Origin of the sequence: Pseudomonas alkylphenolica (assembly GCF_000746525.1) — a bacterium.
GTDB lineage: Bacteria > Pseudomonadota > Gammaproteobacteria > Pseudomonadales > Pseudomonadaceae > Aquipseudomonas > Aquipseudomonas alkylphenolica.
Genome location: NZ_CP009048.1, coordinates 1,851,229 through 1,867,556, shown reverse-complemented (window position 1 = coordinate 1,867,556; position 16,328 = coordinate 1,851,229). Strand labels below are relative to the sequence as shown.

Here is a 16,328-nt window from a genome sequence, read left to right as displayed (position 1 = left end):
AACGAAAAAGCCCGCAATAGCGGGCTTTCCAATTGTCATATGTTCACCGAAGCTGAAGCTCGGCCTTGTACTCATTGGCTTTCATTTTGAACGCCAATGCTTCGCTACTTTCGTTAAGATCCTTACCCCACATGGCTGCATCCATGTAAGTGAGGTAAGCGGAATACAACGCCTTTAGCCTATCCCGCATTGCATCACCCTCCGGGTACTTATCGATCTCTCCCTTTATCCTTGTCTTCGCCGACTCTTTGCTGCTCCGAGAGCACTCTCTGGCTTCTGCAGTCAAGCCGTCTTGTTTCTTGCCTTTCGTAGCCTGGGCCAATTGCGATTTGAGTCCGCAGATATAAACCTGAGCCCCCATTTCAGTTTCAAGAGGACTTCTATTCAGGCTCTCCGCATGCACGACCTGTGACAACGCACCGAGCAAACCCAGCATTACAAACGCTTTCTTCATAAACCCTCCAGAAAACCTTGGAGAGTAGCAAAAGCACTCCTGCACACCTATCCCGCCTTGCGCCCAGTCAGCGCCTGCCGCAGCTTGTCAGCCACGGTCGAAGCCTTGGGCTTCTCCTTCGGGCCCGCTGCCTTTCCGCTGCCGAATGGGTTGGTCATTTGGGTCCACTCGATCCGGGCGTCCAGGGCCAGGAACAACTCAGGAAGCGGTGTGCACCAAGCTACCTGGGGTGACCAGCCAAGCCATCCAGTTGCAATCGCATACAGCCGGTCAACGTAGCTGCCGTCCTCGACGACGCTTACGCCTTCCCGGCTGCCGCGTTTCCCTTGTCGGGGCCCCGAGGGTTGTACAGCGCCGCCAGGTAGGCGTTCACCTGGGGCGATACTTCGAGCACCCCAGCCTGCCAGACCTTTTCTGAAATGGCCTCTGCGGCCTTGCCTTCCAGCCCGGCGCCAGCGGCGATGATGATCGCAACACCGTCCACGCTCAGGGCGGTGATCACCTGGGATGCACCGCGCAGGCCGCCAAAACGAGCCTCGATTGCGCGCACTGCCTTCAGAGTCGGCACCAGGTCGAATAACTCCTCGCCCACCTGTACGGTGACAGTGCCGTGCAAAGTCTTGTTCATGGATTGCTTCCTATGAAGCCGGGGCCGAAGCCCCGCGCGTTATGGGGTGACCGGGGCCGGGATCAGCTCGAGGATGTCGGAGTTGATGCCGATGGTGACGTTGCGACGAACAACGTTATCGGCGCTGCCTGCAGCAACGGTGTTGTTCATCACCTTGCCACGGAAGTAGAACGTGGTCGGGTTGATCACAGGGTTGGCATCAGGATCGCCGTCGTTCAGGGTGATCTTGATGTTGTAGTCGCCCTTGCTGCGGTCCTTGTGTGCACCCTTCAGGGCTACCTGGCCGGCATCGCCGTTGTCCAGGCCGACAGTTACGGTCAGGTCGCCAGCATCGGCGGTGCCTTTGTACTTGCGCACCCGGCCATCGCGCAACGAGGTGAAGGTGACGCTGCTGAAGGTATCGCCGAACTCGCCAAGGTCCTCGACCTCGCCAAGCTCGATGTAGGTATCAGCCTTGTACTCGGTTTCGGTGTCGGCACCGGTCTTGCCGCCGAGCGCGATCCGGCAACCGGCAGCTGTATTGAGATTGTCTTCGGCCATGGGGGGTCCTCCAAAGGCACATTGGATAAAAGCCGCGGCGCGGCCGGTGTTGGATTCAGTGGGTGGTGATCACGCGAACCGTGATCGAGCCCTGGTAAGTGACACCGTCGGCATCACGCTGAGCGTCAGCCTGCTCGACGCGGACAGATACCGCCCGACCGGTGGCCAGTGGCAGCCTGCGCTCGTCGAGGGCATTGATAATCTCGCCGTTGATACGCTTGACCTCGGCCTGACCAATGGCATCGGACCACACCGAGAGGTAGATCAGGCGCTGCTCACGCTTGCGACCTGCGATCGGGCGAATGTTCGTGGAGATTTCCCGGTCGATAGAAACATAGGGCTTTGCCGTGTTCATCGGCACCCCGTCGAAGATCGGGCAACTCACCTCGGCCTCCAGGCGCGCGAACAGCGCCTCTTGCAGTGCGACAGATGGATCAGCCATCGGCGCTCCCCTCGCTGGCCTTGCGCAGCGTCCGGCGCACTGCCTCGGCAATATCCGCCAGGACTACGTCCCGGTTTACGTCCAGCGCCGGACGCAGCCACGGGTGGGCAGGCCTAGCCGGAATATCCGGATACTTGCCGAAGAAGGTGGTGCCATCGCTCTTGTTCTTCGTGTCGCGGCGTCCGAGGCGATTCTTACCGCTCAGCTGCGAGCGATCTCGGTTGGTGGTGTGTGAGCCCGACACAGCATCGGCGTCAGCCCGATGATAGAGCTTGCCGCTATAGCCCTTGGTGCCGTACTCGACAAAGCGCAGATAGAAGAAGCGCCGGTTATTACGCTTGCCGCGCAATCCGATCTGCGCATCCAGGCCGCTCGCCGAAACGAACGCTTCCAGGGCTGCAGCTGCTGCGCCAGTGTCTTTCGGCACCAGGTTGCGCATTGTCTGTAGGATCTGGTCCGCGCCGCTCTGCATGGCTGGCTTGAGCTCATTGTCCATCATGGTGTGGATGTTGCGCAGTGTGCGCCGGAGCTTAAAATCTCCCGACATCCTGGAGCGGCGAACGGCCATGGACTACTCCTTGGCCGGGGCAGCTTTGGCTGGCTTCTCGGCCTGATCAATCACCTCTTCGGCATAGCCGCGGGCAATCAGCCCCCTGCCTTCTTCAGCCGAGACCTCAAAGGCTTCGCCCTTCTCGCGATCACCAACGGCACCCGAAAGGATGCCCAAGGCACGAATTTTCATATTGCTCACCTCATGGGTTAGGAACGGTGGAACACAGCAAGCGCAGCATGGTGCGGTCGTTGTCCAGCAGCGGAGCCTCGACCTTGTAGGTGATGCCACGGTATGCCAGGCGCCAGCCAGCAACTATGTCTGCCCGGGGCCTGATGCGAATCTCCGCGCTGATCACCGCCTGCAGTTGCTCTGCGACTGGAGCGACACGGCCGGTCGGCATGGTGATTTCCGCCCAAACCTCGCCGGCGTCCAGCCAGGTCTCGGTGGCGCCACCAGACGCGTTCTTTTGTCGGTGCGGCTTCTTCACCACGCACCGGTGCTTCAGCGGGCCGGCCCTCATATATTCACCCAGCGGTGCGGCTTCCACAGGGCATTGGTGGCCATGGGAAGCTCAGCGGTGATCGTTCCGATAACGACAGTCTCGCGACTTGCGTACCAGTGCCCGATCAGCAGCAAGGCGCCTTGGCGGATGGCCTTGGTGATTTTCAGGGCATTACCAACTGGGTCAGGCATCGCGGCACCCTCCTCGATCAACGTGCGATTGGTCCAGAGCTCGAAGGTGCTCAGGGCTGCGTCCGTGTAGCCCTGAATCAAAGCGTCCTCTTCGTCACCATCCACCCGGAGATGCGCTTTCACGCTCGCCAGGTCAATCATTTTTCGGGACCAGCGCCTTCAGCTCTTCCTTCTTCGCGCCAGGATCGAACGCGATGCCTTTGGCGGCCAGCCACTTTTTAAGCTCAGGCACACTCATCTTGAGTGGGTCGACCTCAGCGTGGCCTTGTCCGTCGAGATAGGTGGCCACCCCCAAATGCTCAACAGCCACCAGCGCACAGCGATCGGAGACGTCGTGCTCACCCGCCGGGATCTCCACCACCTCGTTGCCACCCTCAGCAAACTTGAACGCCTGCTCTACAGAAATAATCGGCATAAATCCTCCGTTGAATGGGCGCCCATAGGCGCCCACACAGTCAGGCCGCGCTCAGGGTGAGGACCTTGATCGCCTGGGAGTCGACGAGCATTCCGCCGACGCGCTTGGTGGTGTAAAAACCTACGAACGGCTTGTTGGTGTAGGGGTCGCGCAGGACGCGCGTGCCGATACGGTCGACGATGGTGTAACCACGCTTGAAGTCGCCGAACGAGATCGCGTTGGCATCAGCAGCGACATCAGGCATGTCTTCGTTCTCGGTGATGCCGTAGCTCAGCAGCGTCGACGGCTGACCGAGCTCCAAACCAGGACGCCACAGGTAGTTGCCTTCGCTGTCCTTCAGCTTGCGCACGTAAGCCAGGGTCAGGTTGGTCATCATGAAGCGGCCGTTGGCACGGTAGCCCGCCTTCAGGGAATGGATCAGGTCGATCAGGTTGTCACCCGTGATTTTGCCGGCGGCGCCCGAAATGATTTTCTGCAGCTTGCCGAAAGCTCGGGTCTTGTCGCCATCCGTGACCAGGTCGTACGCCAAGTAACCCTTCGGTTTGCCCACACCGTTGCCGCTGGTGAACGCGCTTCCCTCCTTCTCGGAGAACTCACGCGACACTTCGCTGTTCAGCCAGCCCTCGGCATCGAAGAAGATGTCGTCAAGGCTGGTCTGAGTGGCCTGCGGGTTGGCGTAGATCTCGCCCATGAACGCCGAGATCTGACCGAGAGTCGGGGTACCGGTCGCCGGACGGGCATCGGTTTCACCTACCCAGCCGGAGCCAGCGCCGCCCAGGCTTACCAGTCGCTTGTAATCCGGCGAACCAACGGTGATCTGGTTGCACACTTGGCGCATCGGCGAAGTGTCTTTCAGCAGCTCAATGATGCTGCGATCCAGCTCTTCGGGGACTGCGTAACCACCGTCAGCGTCGGTACCGACCTGCAGCGCTTTGGCCTGAAGGTCGCCCAAACCGGTATCGATGCCCTTGCGGACGAACTGCATGAACGCGGTCTTGTGCTCGCTGGCAGCCTTGGTGCCGGTGCCGTCAGGACGCTTCAGGTCGGCCAGTTCCTTTTCCAGCGCCGACTTCAGCGCGTCGAGGTCGCCCAATTTTTCGTTCAGGGTGTCGACCTGGCCCGAGAGCTTGCCCTTCTCCTCCTCCAGCCCGTCGATGCGTTTGTCGTTGGTCTTCTTGAACTCGTCGAACTTACGGCCCAGGGCTTCGGCGACGTCATCGATGTCTTTCTTTTCAACAGCCATGAGAGGCTCCTTACATTTTGTCCAAAAGGGATTTCAGGGATTGAAGTGCTTCGTCGGCACCCGCCTCTCGCGGTGAAACTGCGCCGTAGCCTTTGGCCATGAAGGCCTTGGCCTGGGAGCCCGAAAACCCTACCTCTCGCAGGGCGCGCTCCACTTTGCTGGGCGGCGGAGTTTCGCCGCGTTCCAGCAGAGATTTCACATCGGTGACATATGCCGCTTCGTTCATGGCGAACGTGACCACCGATACTTCCCACAGAGTGATCTTTTTCAGCAGGTAGGCGCCTTTGACGCTATCCCACTCCCAGTCGTCGAGCGTGTAGCCGATCGACAGACCAGTGACACTGCCAGCCTTCATGTGGGCATGGGCACGGCGAGCAAGCGGATCGTCATCAATCAGCAACTGGCCTTTTACATACAGACCCTTCTCATCCTCCTTCATGTCAGTGTGAGGGCCGATGGGCTCGTGGGTCTTGTGCTGCCAAAGAACCGGAGGCAACTTGTTCTTGCCCCGCCACTCGATCAGCGAATCAGTGAAAGCTCCTGGCATCACGATATCGGAGCCATGATCCTTGACCCCGAACACAGAGCCATACCCTTCGAACTCGCCGGCCTCGGACAACGCCTTGAGCTCGAAGGGGACACGCATTTTCTTAATCACTGTTGCCGCCCTCCGGCTTGGTGGTCATGTTCATCGGGGTTAGGTACACATCTCCGCCTTCACGCGGATTCTCGTCCTCCAACTCCCGGCAGTCGTTCGGGCTCAGGATTCCCCACTGAATACCCTTGCCGTAGGAGTTGTAGCGCCCATTTAGGTCGCCGCGCATCAGGGCGCCGGCGTTGAATTTGGCGTAGTGAGTCAGTCGGTCCTTCTCATTGAGCAGGCCAACCTGAATCCGGTGTTCGATGCGCGTGATGATCGGCACCAGGGAGTAGTTCACGAAGTTCATGCCCATCTGCTCAACGTTGTTGAGCGTCATCTTTTCCATGTTCGCCACCAGGTGCGGCGGTACACGGAAGAGGCCGCAGAGCTGCGCCTCGGTCATACGCTTTGACTCGATGAATTGGGCGTCCTGGGCGTTCAGGCTGATGGGCTTCCAGTCCAGGCCCATCTCCAGGATCATGGGCTTGTAGGCGTTTGCCGCCCCCATATGCTCGCCCTGGAACTCTTCCTTCAGCCTGGCGAACGCTTCATCGGTGAGCGTCTGCTCGGTACGCAGCACCCCGCTGGTGACTGCCCCGTTGGTGAACAACTTTCCGGCATGGGCGTCCATTGCCTGGCCAAGCCCAAGCGTCTGGCGAGCGTAGGCAATTGGGTTAAGGCCGTTCAGCCCATCCAGAGTGAATAGCCGGACGTGCCAGATCTCTTTCTGCGAGAGCGTCTTCTGTCCAGACTTGAAATCGACCTTGTATTCAACGGTCCAATCGTCGTTCAGCTTCGGCTGGACGATGTCGGGGTTGAGCGGAAGAAGCTCGATTACATTGCCAAGGGCCTCGACCTTGTAGGCGTAGAAGTTGCCGCGCAGACAGAGGCAGGCGACAAGCATTTCCCAGAACTCCTGGGACGTCATGTAACCGTTCGGTGCCATGGTCAGCAGCGGGTAAAGTCGGTGACCTGTCGCCGGTAAACGTACCTTGTCCGCCTGCTTCATCAGGCGGCACGGCAGCATGCCGATCGACTCGGCCAGCACGCGCACGCAGTTGAATACCACCAGCTGCTGCAGAGCGCTGGTGGTGGTCACGCGCTGTCCTGAAGAAGTTTCGTATCCGGAGCCCATCGCCTGGGCCAGCTTCTCCGGCGTGTCGATGGCTAGCGGGTTGCTCTTTCTCCCAAGCAGGGCCTTAAACATCAACTCCCTCCTCGAATGACGGCATACGCCGACAGTGACATGAGGATCAGCCCGCACACGGAAAGCGCCACGGCCTCACCAAAGCCAACCCATAGACCGCGCGCGAGCAGACCAAAGCCGACCATGCCGACCACATCCGGCAGGCTTTCGCGCAGCCAAGCGAAGGCTGACACCCCGTCTTCGCGAGGCGCCTCTTGTTCAGGGGTCATAGGGTTCTGATTCCGTGTTTGGTTATGTGATCCGAAAGGCTTTTCTCGGGCTTCGCCTCGGTCTGGTTGGCTGCTCCGACAGCCATCGCCATAGCGACGGCGCCGTCGATGCGGCCGGTCTTTTTCCGCTTGGAGAAGATTCGGTTTTCCTGAGCGTCAGCCTCCATTACCGCCGAGGCCACGTTCCAGGTCAGGCAAGGGTTCTCCAGCACCTGGATCTTCCCGGTGAGGATCAAGTCCTCCAGCAGATCGATAGAGTGGGTCATCCAAAGGTTTGACTCCCGAGCTGGTCGGAAGCCCTGACCATGAGGCACCAGATTGAGCTCAATGCCCTGCGCCTCCAGTTCAGCTTCGAGATAAGCCATGTGATACGGGTCAAACGCCACGGCCTTAATGTCGTACTTGGCAGCCAACTCGCCGAGGCGCTTAGCGACGAAGGCATAGTTGATCGCTTTTCCGGGCGGCGCATGAATATGCCCATCCCCAAGCCACACTTCATACGGCACACCATCTACCGCGGCGCGATCGAGCAGCGTGTCCTTCGGTGTCCAGAACTCAGCGATGGACTTGCCCGACTCAGGGAAGTACAGGTTCAGCGCAGTCAAATCTCGCTTGCCGGAAAGGTCGAGGCCGCCATAGCAAGCCTCGCCTGCCAACTTCTCCCGGTCAAACTTGGCACAGCAGGACAGCCAGGTATCGATTTCTACCCACGGGTTCGCAGCGTCCACCCACTGGCAGAAGTTCAGCCGCCGAACTGTGCTCGCCTTCGCCGGCATGCCCTTGGCATCGGTGACCTGCTCGCGCAGGTACTTTGGCTGGAACGTGTGCCCCAGCGAAGGGTTGGCCTTGCCCCAGCACTTCTCATCCTTGAACGGGTCATCGCCTTTGTCCAGGGAGCAGATAAAGGCAAAGAACCCGTCGTTGAAATGACGATGACGCTTCGTCACGCCCTTGGCGCCAGCAGCACAGACATTCACGCCAAGCTGGTGATAGCTGTAGCAAACCGAAGTCCGGTCGTGCCCGCTGTTGGTGATCATCAGGATCAGCGCTTGCCGCCGGCCTTTTGTACCGGCACGCATGAACTCAACGGTTTTGTTGTTCTTGTGTTCATGCACCTCGTCGATCAGGGCGCAGTGCGGACGCGGACCTGACTGGCCATCGTCCGAGCTGATCGGTCGAAAGAAAGATCCGGTCGCGAGGTAGGCCAGGTTCCAGACCTTCTCATCACGGCCTGACTTCTTGATCTTCTTCATCAGCGCCGGCGACTGATCAACCATGGCCACCGCGTCACGGAACAGGATCATCGCCTGGTCACGCTTCGTTGCCGCCGCGTAGACCTCGGCCCTTGGCTCACCGTCAGACGTCAGACAGTACAGGCCGATACCAGCAGCCAGCGGCGACTTGCCCGAGCCTTTCCCTGACTCGATGTAGACCGTACGAAACCGGCGGTAGCCGTCCGGCGCCATCCAGCCAAAGATCGAACCAACAATGAATGCCTGCCAGGGCAGTAGGACGAAGGGGCTACCTTCGTGCTCGCCGCCGTTGAGCTTCAGCACTGTCTTGAAGTATCGGATCGCCCGGTTTGCCTTCTCCAGATCCCAGGTCAACCCACGCTTCGGCCCATCCTCCAGATCGCGCAAGTGACGACCACAAGCATTGCGAATATCAGGGCCCGCCAAAACCTTGCCGGAGTAAACCTCTTGGGCCCAGGCCGTTACCGGGTCGACCGCATAGGAAGCCTTCTTGACCTCAACTGAAGAACTCGTCTTCCGGGTCTTTGCTTGGAGGTTCGCCAATGGCCTGGACCTTGGATCGGGCGGCGGGTGTCATGCCGAAATGGGTAAGGTAAGAGAGCAACCGGCGGTCGGCATCAGCCGCCATCGCAACGGCCGGGTGCGCTTTGATAAGTCCGGCCTCGGTCGAATAGGTATGGCCCTCTTCGGAAATAACTTTGGTCAAGCGGCGGACCTCGGCGGCCACTTCGCACAGCCGCTCCAGGGTTTGAAGATCAGCTTCAGTAAGCACGCCCATGGAAGCGGCGAGCGGGCAGAACACTTTCCAAACCGCCTGCCCTTCCGCCGTCATGGTTCGGGGCGCTGGCTGGTATGACGCGACCGCAAGCTGAGGCTCCCGCTTGTTTTCCCGACTGGCACGCAACGTGCCGGTGACCTTTTTCTGGGTCGTCGGGGCGGGGGTTCTTCCCTTCAAAAAAAACTCTCCAATTCTGGCTTTTTGCGTAAAGAGGGTCGAGGGCGGTCCTATCTGGCGGAATCCCGAACTTTTGACCCCTCCCCTAGGGGCTGTGCCGTGCTACACCGGGTGGCGAGTCGTTTCCCGAGAATAATTCTCAGCTCGGCGACTTCTTCCGGTTCCAGTGATGGTTCGGGTCGATGGGCAGACCATTGACGTCGCACCCGACCACTACCCCGGACTTCTCCTCTCGCTGCTTGGCGCTGTCATGGCAGAGCTTGCACAGGCTCTGGAGGTTGGTTGCATCGAAGAACAGCGTTACATCACCACGGTGCGCCTTGATGTGGTCAGCGATACCAGCAGCCACCGTCCGGCCTTGAGAGCTGCAGCGGCGGCACAACGGCTCCTTCTGCAGCTGCGCCCATCGAAGTCGATACCATTCCTTGGTCTTGTACAGGTGATGCCAGGACGAACCGGTAGCCATCAGCCTTCAACCTTTCGAGTCATGAACCGATCAGAGTATTCGCGCAGCTTCTCCACCCCGATGAAGCCGACCATGCACCCAGCAAACACCGCCAGGTTGGTGGGCAGCGAGAAGTACTCAAGCACTGGCATCAGGCTCGTACCGATCAAGCCACACAGGATCCCCTCGAGGATGACCTTGCGGCGACCACCACCACCGTAGATAACGCGGCACATCGCAACGGCAGCTGCCGTTCCACCGGTGTACAACTGGGGCTGATGGGCAACCAACCAGGCAAACACTGCGGCCCAAAGGCCAGGATCTTTCTCAGGCATATGGGCCATTCCGGTTACTCCCTGCCAGGGAGCTATGAACAAAAAAGCCCGCACTTGGCGGGCTCAGTAACCGTGTCGGTAGTCAGAAGACTCGACCCACGTCGTAACTATTTTTGAGTTGATTGACGATTGCAGTGCAAACACCCTCATAAGCGTGGTCGGCTTCTTCTGCTGCACCCACTAAGAACGAGCCATCGAAGTCTCGGCTATAGAACTCATATCCACCTTGCTTAGCCGTCACTTCTAGCTGGAAAACATGGTGCGTCTTAGGGAACTGATCTGGCGCATTTTCAAGCGTAATCGCAACCGAAAAGTCCAAAACGCCATCGACGCTGCTGAATTCATGACGCCCCTTCTCCTCGAAGTTTTGAGGCGACCCCGAACCCATGCGGACATACTTCATTACGACACCGTCCTTGGGGTTGACCCAGTGCGGCGAATCCAACCCCAAATAGCGCTGAAGGGCACCTACAAACCGCTGAGCTTGCGCTGAAAGACGATCAAGTTGCTCCATTCGAGCCGCATTGTATTCAGCGCGCCGGTGAGATAGCTCTTTAAAAACCGACATTTCCAATCTCCACATTAAGGAGATATCAAACTGCCACACAGAGCATGGTTTATCCACAAAAAAGCCCGACACTATGGCCGGGCTTTAACTGGTCGAATCTCATAACGCGCAAGATCGACATGATGGGGTTAATTTACGATCATTCCGCCAGCATGGTCAAGCGGCATCAATGAATATTTCTTCCCGGTCGAAGATTTCGGTGGCATGCACCACTGCGGCCTCCTCCAGTACCTCTAGGCATTTGCCGATCCCGGTCTTCCAGCGACGGCGCGTCGACTCCGGCTTGCCCTCTACGTCCCAGGTATTCATGTCATAGAACTCAGGCGGCAGCACGATCATGTCAGTGGACCGCTTGCCGACCTGCATCCCGCGCAACTTAGGGATGGCCCAAGCGGTGACTGCTTTATAGATAAACAGCTGAGGCGCCGGAGAACTCATGCGGCTGATCAGGCGACCGATCGCGGCAACCTTGTTGGCCTTGTGCGTGGAGTACTTGGCAATCAACACATCCCACTGAGCGGGTGCCAGCTCCCGGTGCAGCAGCGCATGCAGGCAGCAGTCATAGTCAAACTTGTCGCGGACCGAGATGGTGCTGGCAGTACCGCCCTCGCGCAGGTCGGCATCAATCAGCTTTTGCCAGTGCTGCTTGGTTGAGTTGTCGATGTTGTCGGCAGCCAGTACACGAACTAACGTGCTCATTACGTCTTTATAGATACCCATGTCCTTCCCCCTCAATCTCCAGTGAAGTTGGTACCGCCGCCCCCGCGTCGATTACCGTCCTGATACAGCGCCTCCGGCCCAGTGGCCCGAGGGTTCTTCAATTCGTTGATGTGTCGCTGCGCGACCTGCAGTCTCATGCTGAGCTGGGTCACCAGTTCATCCAGGGCCAGGGCCTCGCCAGTTGCAGCCGCTACCCAGCCCGACGCGTTGCAGCCAGTGCAGGCCAGTTCATAAAACATGCTCTTGGTGACTGCCTTCCCCTTGCAGGTCGGGCACTGGACCAGGTCGATCAACTCCTTGCGGAAGGCCGGTCCATGGCTCTTTTTCATGCCTTTGAATCCTCGCTTTTTACGGATTCGGCATTGGCCTCGCAGGCCGCGCCGCTACTGGCCTCGGCGGCAATATGCGAATTTCCGTTTCCAGTGATGGTCGAGCCGTGAATGACGGCGAAACCCTTGCCATCAAGCCAGCCGTGCCACTTATCCAGGGCCTCACGCTTGAGCTGATCCGCCGAGGTGTGGATGTAGGTCTGCACGTTGCGGCTCAGGGTGTGGTTCACCAGCATCTCGCCGATCAGGTAGTCGACACCGAGGTCGGTCCAACCGGTGCGAGCTACCTTGCGCAGGTCATGACTGGTCCACTCACCGGCACCCAGACGGGTGAACGCGGCGCAGGCCTGGCTCTCGGTCAGTGGCCGGCCATTCTTGGACGGGAACAGGAAGGCGCCCTGGTAGCCCTTGCCCTGCTGCCAGTGGCGATAGCGATTCAACAGGGCCAGTGCCTGGTGAGTCAGCGGCAAGCGATGCTCGCAGCGCGTCTTGGTGTTCTCGGCAGGAATGAACCACTCCGGTTGCTCACCTTGGGTCATATGCGCCCAGCGCGCCATCCGGGTCTCACCCACTCGGGTTCCATGGCACAGCATCAGCAGGGCCAGCGTGCAGTCCACCGGAGCCTCATCGAACCGGATGGCCAGTTCACCAAGCACCTTCTCCAACTGCACCGTCCTCAAGCGTGCCGGCTTCGGCTTAACCCGGGCCTTGGTGAAGTCGGTGAACTTGAAGCCCGCGATCGGATTGGACGTGATCATGTGCAGCTTCGCCGCCTGGCGGAACGAGACCACCAGCACGCCCCACATCAGGCGGACGTAGGACAGTGACACCTCTTCTTGAAGTGGCCACATGGCGAGCTTGTCCAGGCTTGAACGGGTGACCTCGGAAACCGGAAGGTCCTCCAGCCGCCGCTTCAGGTGACAGCTGATGATTGAGGCCGTGGTCGACCGGCGCTTGGCGGACAGACTCCGGTCGCGGGATTGCCGATCAGCGTACCAAGACAACAATTGGCCGACTGTGTGCAGCGTGCCAGCGGCGGTCGATGCACCGGGGTCCACGGCCAGGCGCTCACGGATGCCCGGCAGCGCGCTGATCAAGCTCTTGGTTGGAAGCGCTGGATAGGTCGCTACCTTGCTCCACTTGGAGCTGACGACCAGGTACCAAGACCCGCGCTCGCGGTTCTTGTTGAACCGGAAGTAAACGCCCGGGTATCGCGCATCGCGAAGGTTGAGCACGTCAGTCTTGGCGGCCTGGCGCCGAATCTCGGCATCGGAGAAGGTGGTGAGAACTGTCTGGCTCATGCGACCACCTCGGTCTGCGGCTGCAGCAAGTAAGCGCGAATCGCCTCCAGCGCATCGATGGCGCCACGGCAGACGATCGCCAGATAACCCTGATCGAGCAGCGCCTGAATGTAGGCGTCCTGGCTCGGTGATACGGCGGCGTCGAACGGAGGCTTAGCCTTGAACTCGATGTAGAGGCCGAAGTGACCACCACGCGCCATCGGCAGCACCAAGTCAGGAACACCGGCTTTCACGCCCTGCTCTTTCAGCTTGATCGCCACCAGCTTGTGCCGGTGGCCACCGTTCGGGACGTGGTAGATCAGTTTGGCTGCAGCCGGATAGCGCAGCGCAATCTCGGTCATCAGGGCGGCCTGCTCCAGGCCTTCACGGTCGATTGGCTTGGCGCGGGTCTTCTTCGCGGCAAAAACACGGGGCTTGGCTTTCAGCATGCGGCAACCACTCCCTCGCTCATCAGCTTGGCCTGGGTGCGCATCACGCCCTCGGCGTGGTGCTGGCGGGCTTCGGCGCGGCTGATCAACTGGCTGCGGCCGTCACAGGCGTCATGGCAGGCGCTGCACGCCCAGGCGCCCTGCAGGTCGTTCGGCTTCATGCCGACGCCGCAGGTGCCGGACATTCGGTAGTGAGCCAGCACGGTGGTTTCAGGGTTGCCGTTGCAAACGCCCGGGATGCGCACCTGGCACTCCCGACCGCGCGCGGCCTTGGTCAACTTGGTCTGTCTCATGGGCGGTCGTCCTTGTGGAGGTCAACAACGGTGAAAGTGGCTGGCCACATGCGCACACCGTGGATGCGCGCCGACTCTTCGTCGCGGTACAGGCCAACGGGTGGCTGTGGCTTATTGGTGAGGTCGAGCAAGTGACCGCAGGCGTATAGGGCCCAGTGGTACTCACTGAGGTCGGGCGGCATCAGCATCGGATCGGCCATCAGAAGCGGTCCTTGTTTGCATAGCGGCGAGACAGCGGCGTTACCTTTTCGGGCTGCTCGACTGGCGTTGGCGCCCACCCAGCAGCAAGGTTTTCAAAACGGTTGTACTGGCCGAGGAAGGCAGCACGAACGGTGCCCATTTCGATATCGCGACCCTTGCCAATGATGATTTCGGCAATGCCCTTGGCTTCGGTGTTTTCGTGATAAACCTCGTCGCGGTACACGAACAGGATCACGTCGGCGTCTTGCTCGATGGCCCCGGATTCGCGCAGATCAGACGGCACTGGACGCTTGTTGGGGCGCTCTTCGCACTTGCGGGACAACTGGCTGAGCAACACCACCGGAATGCCCAACTCCTTGGCGAGCAGCTTGCAACCGCGGCTGATGCTGCTGACTTCCTCGGTTCGGTTGCCTCCATCCCCTTCGACCAGCTGCAAGTAGTCGATCATCAGGAGGTCCAGGCCGTAGCGCATCTTGTGGCGACGAGCCAGCGAGCGGATGCGGCCAATCGTCGACCCGGCACGGTCGGCGATGTAGAGCGGAGCGCTACGCAGGAGCCCGGCTGCAGCAGCAAGCTCGGCGCCGTGGCTCTGGCAGGCGGTTCCATTTTTCACCAGCGTGAGAGGGATGCGACCCTCTGAAGCCACGGCACGATCCAGCAGTTGGCCCTTATTCATCTCCAGGCTGATAACGAGCGACGACTTGCTTTGACGCACGGCCGCATCGACGATAAAGCCCATGCCAAGCGTGGTCTTACCCATTGCGGGGCGCCCGGCAACGATGTACAGGTGATCGGGCTGCAGGCCGCCCAGTTTCTCGTCCAGGTCTTTCAGGCCCGTCGATAGTCCGATGAGCGTTTCACCTCGGGCGTGGCGATCGTGGCGGTCCTGCCAGACTTCCAACTGATCGACCAGTACATCCCCGACTTTGACGATGTCGTCGTCACCGTCGCCGCAGTCGATGGCCATTGCTGCAGCCTGCACGGCGGCAATTTTCGCCTGGACATCCTCGGCGCCTTGGGCAATCTCCATGGCGTGCTCGCCCAGACTGTACAGGGCCCGCTCAATTGCCCTTTCCCGGACAATGCCGGCGTAGGTCTTGGCATTGGCCACGCTCGGCGTGTTGTTCACGATCTCGGCGCAGTAAGCCAAGGCCCGATCACCATTCGGCAGGCTGCCGATCTGCTCGCCAACCGTCAGGAAGTCCACGGCCTTGCCGTTGGCTCGAACAGCCATGATCCCGCGGAACACTTCGGCGTTCTCGGCGAAGTAGAACGACTCAGGAGAGAGATCGTCGCTCAGGGTGTCGATCAGCTCGGGGCGAATCATCATCGCGCCCAGCAGGCCGTGCTCAGCATCGAGGCTGTACGGATCACGCATGGTAGTTTCCCTCCACCACTTTGACGAAGTTGGATGGAGCGATCAGCCAGTCGAAGGTCGCCCGGAAGGCTTTCGAGCCATTGCGGCCCGGTACTCGCCCCATCAGGAAGTCCGAAGTTTTCACCTGGAAGAAGTAATCGGCCCAGAAACCGAGGTCGCGATGCACGTCGCTTTCTCGCCACCGGGACTGCAGGGTGCGCTTGCGGCCTGGATTGAGGATTGCCACTGCTGGCAATTCAGGGAGCGCTTGGTGGTACAGGTCGACAATGGCCTGGTACGGGCACGCATCCACCGTGAGCTTCTGGCGAGTAGCTTTCGGCTCGACTGGTTGACGCTCGGCGTCGGCGACTACTCCGTCAGGAGTAGTATTTGTATTTCTTTCTTTATTGTGTGGCAGGAACGCCACATTGGACGTGCTGGAAACGCCACACTGTGGCGCTCCTTTTGGCTTGTTCGGATGAGTGTTTTTCTTGTCGATCTTCCACTCACCGACCGGGGCAAAGCCGATCGGGCTGCGGCTACCGCCTTCACGGTTAATAACGCCCTGGCGAAGCAGCTCGGAGATTGCGCGGGACACGTCCTCGCGACGGATTCCGGACATCTGGGCGATGTACGAGGCCGCGATGCAGGCGCTCTCCATGTTGTAGCCAGCGGTTTGGCGGTGGATTGCCAGGGCGACACGAAGCTCGCGGCCTGACAACTCAGCCCCGATCAGGGCCTCGTACAGGTCGTTGTCCATTCGGGTGAATCCGCTTCTCGGTTGGATTGGGGTGACGGTGCTCACACGCCACCTCCGCACAGCGATGCCCGCAGGTGCTCGACGCACTCACGACGGAGTGCGGACTTCGAGGAGGCTGCGTACTGGAGGCGAATCATTTGCGCGGCATGGAGTGCGGCGGACTGGTGAAAGGCTTTCTGGTGGCTTGGTGCGCTTGCTGCGGTGTTGCTAGCATCCATTGCTGAGTGCATAATCAACCTCGTTTACTGCTGTTGAAGAAGCCGGGCTGCCACCCGGTTTTTTTATGCCTGCGATTCAGGTACTGGACGGATGAACAGCAGGACGGTCCCACTACTGGCGCAAGGCCAGGAGCTGGATAA

26 protein-coding genes are annotated in these 16,328 nt (G+C 59.8%); all 26 read right to left on the bottom strand.

Going from position 1 to position 16,328, the window contains the following annotated elements; translation table 11 throughout:
• Positions 1–43: 43 nt before the first annotated feature.
• Positions 44–454 carry a hypothetical protein gene (locus PSAKL28_RS08780; RefSeq protein ID WP_038609055.1) on the bottom strand — a complete coding sequence of 137 codons (411 nt, stop codon included), beginning with the start codon at positions 452–454 and terminating at the stop codon, positions 44–46.
• Between the two features lie 298 nt (positions 455–752).
• The gene (locus tag PSAKL28_RS08770; RefSeq protein WP_038609049.1) at positions 753–1,082 is read right to left on the bottom strand and encodes a hypothetical protein; all 330 of its coding nucleotides are present in this window, start codon (positions 1,080–1,082) and stop codon (positions 753–755) included.
• 39 nt (positions 1,083–1,121) lie between these two features.
• The gene (locus PSAKL28_RS08765; protein ID WP_038609047.1) at positions 1,122–1,622 is read right to left on the bottom strand and encodes a hypothetical protein; all 501 of its coding nucleotides are present in this window, start codon (positions 1,620–1,622) and stop codon (positions 1,122–1,124) included.
• A gap of 55 nt (positions 1,623–1,677) precedes the next feature.
• On the bottom strand, positions 1,678–2,064 hold the full coding sequence (locus PSAKL28_RS08760) for a DUF3168 domain-containing protein (RefSeq protein WP_038609044.1): 387 nt from the start codon (positions 2,062–2,064) through the stop codon (positions 1,678–1,680).
• Positions 2,057–2,632 (bottom strand): HK97-gp10 family putative phage morphogenesis protein, encoded by a 576-nt coding sequence (locus PSAKL28_RS08755; RefSeq protein ID WP_038609041.1) that lies wholly within the window; start codon positions 2,630–2,632, stop codon positions 2,057–2,059. Before PSAKL28_RS08755 ends, PSAKL28_RS08760 begins: the two co-directional genes overlap by 8 nt.
• Positions 2,633–2,635: 3 nt before the next feature.
• Positions 2,636–2,806, bottom strand: a complete 171-nt coding sequence (locus PSAKL28_RS27840) for a hypothetical protein (RefSeq protein WP_167335117.1) — start codon at positions 2,804–2,806, stop codon at positions 2,636–2,638.
• Between the two features lie 10 nt (positions 2,807–2,816).
• Positions 2,817–3,137 carry a phage head closure protein gene (locus PSAKL28_RS08750; protein WP_038609038.1) on the bottom strand — a complete coding sequence of 107 codons (321 nt, stop codon included), beginning with the start codon at positions 3,135–3,137 and terminating at the stop codon, positions 2,817–2,819.
• Positions 3,134–3,451, bottom strand: coding sequence for a head-tail connector protein (locus tag PSAKL28_RS08745; protein WP_038609035.1), 318 nt, complete (start codon positions 3,449–3,451; stop codon positions 3,134–3,136). Before PSAKL28_RS08745 ends, PSAKL28_RS08750 begins: the two co-directional genes overlap by 4 nt.
• Positions 3,444–3,725 carry a HeH/LEM domain-containing protein gene (locus tag PSAKL28_RS08740; protein ID WP_038609032.1) on the bottom strand — a complete coding sequence of 94 codons (282 nt, stop codon included), beginning with the start codon at positions 3,723–3,725 and terminating at the stop codon, positions 3,444–3,446. The genes PSAKL28_RS08745 and PSAKL28_RS08740 overlap by 8 nt, the downstream gene beginning before the upstream one ends.
• 40 nt (positions 3,726–3,765) lie before the next feature.
• A complete protein-coding gene (locus PSAKL28_RS08735) occupies positions 3,766–4,968 on the bottom strand; it encodes a phage major capsid protein (protein WP_038609029.1) in 1,203 nt (400 codons plus the stop codon).
• Between the two features lie 10 nt (positions 4,969–4,978).
• Positions 4,979–5,626, bottom strand: coding sequence for an HK97 family phage prohead protease (locus PSAKL28_RS08730; RefSeq protein WP_257011868.1), 648 nt, complete (start codon positions 5,624–5,626; stop codon positions 4,979–4,981).
• Positions 5,619–6,815, bottom strand: a complete 1,197-nt coding sequence (locus PSAKL28_RS08725; protein WP_038609023.1) for a phage portal protein — start codon at positions 6,813–6,815, stop codon at positions 5,619–5,621. The genes PSAKL28_RS08730 and PSAKL28_RS08725 overlap by 8 nt, the downstream gene beginning before the upstream one ends.
• Complete coding sequence (locus tag PSAKL28_RS08720; protein WP_038609021.1) at positions 6,815–7,024, bottom strand: hypothetical protein; 210 nt, start codon at positions 7,022–7,024, stop codon at positions 6,815–6,817. Before PSAKL28_RS08720 ends, PSAKL28_RS08725 begins: the two co-directional genes overlap by 1 nt.
• Complete coding sequence (locus PSAKL28_RS08715) at positions 7,021–8,820, bottom strand: terminase large subunit (protein WP_084589076.1); 1,800 nt, start codon at positions 8,818–8,820, stop codon at positions 7,021–7,023. Before PSAKL28_RS08715 ends, PSAKL28_RS08720 begins: the two co-directional genes overlap by 4 nt.
• On the bottom strand, positions 8,774–9,232 hold the full coding sequence (locus PSAKL28_RS08710; RefSeq protein ID WP_038609018.1) for a phage terminase small subunit P27 family: 459 nt from the start codon (positions 9,230–9,232) through the stop codon (positions 8,774–8,776). The genes PSAKL28_RS08715 and PSAKL28_RS08710 overlap by 47 nt, the downstream gene beginning before the upstream one ends.
• Positions 9,233–9,371: 139 nt before the next feature.
• Positions 9,372–9,698 carry an HNH endonuclease gene (locus tag PSAKL28_RS08705; RefSeq protein ID WP_038609015.1) on the bottom strand — a complete coding sequence of 109 codons (327 nt, stop codon included), beginning with the start codon at positions 9,696–9,698 and terminating at the stop codon, positions 9,372–9,374.
• Positions 9,698–10,021 (bottom strand): phage holin, lambda family, encoded by a 324-nt coding sequence (locus PSAKL28_RS08700; protein ID WP_038609012.1) that lies wholly within the window; start codon positions 10,019–10,021, stop codon positions 9,698–9,700. Before PSAKL28_RS08700 ends, PSAKL28_RS08705 begins: the two co-directional genes overlap by 1 nt.
• Before the next feature lie 73 nt (positions 10,022–10,094).
• Positions 10,095–10,580 (bottom strand): hypothetical protein, encoded by a 486-nt coding sequence (locus PSAKL28_RS08695; RefSeq protein ID WP_038609009.1) that lies wholly within the window; start codon positions 10,578–10,580, stop codon positions 10,095–10,097.
• Between the two features lie 156 nt (positions 10,581–10,736).
• Positions 10,737–11,300: a hypothetical protein gene (locus PSAKL28_RS08690; RefSeq protein ID WP_038609006.1), complete on the bottom strand. Its 564-nt coding sequence runs from the start codon at positions 11,298–11,300 to the stop codon at positions 10,737–10,739.
• Positions 11,301–11,311: 11 nt separating this feature from the next.
• Positions 11,312–11,629, bottom strand: coding sequence for a hypothetical protein (locus PSAKL28_RS08685; protein ID WP_038609003.1), 318 nt, complete (start codon positions 11,627–11,629; stop codon positions 11,312–11,314).
• Positions 11,626–12,930 (bottom strand): tyrosine-type recombinase/integrase, encoded by a 1,305-nt coding sequence (locus PSAKL28_RS08680; protein ID WP_038609000.1) that lies wholly within the window; start codon positions 12,928–12,930, stop codon positions 11,626–11,628. Before PSAKL28_RS08680 ends, PSAKL28_RS08685 begins: the two co-directional genes overlap by 4 nt.
• A complete protein-coding gene (locus tag PSAKL28_RS08675) occupies positions 12,927–13,358 on the bottom strand; it encodes a VRR-NUC domain-containing protein (protein ID WP_038608997.1) in 432 nt (143 codons plus the stop codon). The genes PSAKL28_RS08680 and PSAKL28_RS08675 overlap by 4 nt, the downstream gene beginning before the upstream one ends.
• On the bottom strand, positions 13,352–13,651 hold the full coding sequence (locus PSAKL28_RS08670) for a DUF1364 domain-containing protein (protein WP_038608994.1): 300 nt from the start codon (positions 13,649–13,651) through the stop codon (positions 13,352–13,354). The genes PSAKL28_RS08675 and PSAKL28_RS08670 overlap by 7 nt, the downstream gene beginning before the upstream one ends.
• Positions 13,648–13,851, bottom strand: coding sequence for a hypothetical protein (locus tag PSAKL28_RS08665; protein WP_038608991.1), 204 nt, complete (start codon positions 13,849–13,851; stop codon positions 13,648–13,650). Before PSAKL28_RS08665 ends, PSAKL28_RS08670 begins: the two co-directional genes overlap by 4 nt.
• Positions 13,851–15,230, bottom strand: coding sequence for a replicative DNA helicase (dnaB, locus tag PSAKL28_RS08660; protein WP_038608988.1), 1,380 nt, complete (start codon positions 15,228–15,230; stop codon positions 13,851–13,853). Before dnaB ends, PSAKL28_RS08665 begins: the two co-directional genes overlap by 1 nt.
• Positions 15,223–16,014, bottom strand: coding sequence for a replication protein (locus PSAKL28_RS08655; RefSeq protein WP_084589075.1), 792 nt, complete (start codon positions 16,012–16,014; stop codon positions 15,223–15,225). Before PSAKL28_RS08655 ends, dnaB begins: the two co-directional genes overlap by 8 nt.
• Between the last annotated feature and the right edge of the window lie 314 nt (positions 16,015–16,328).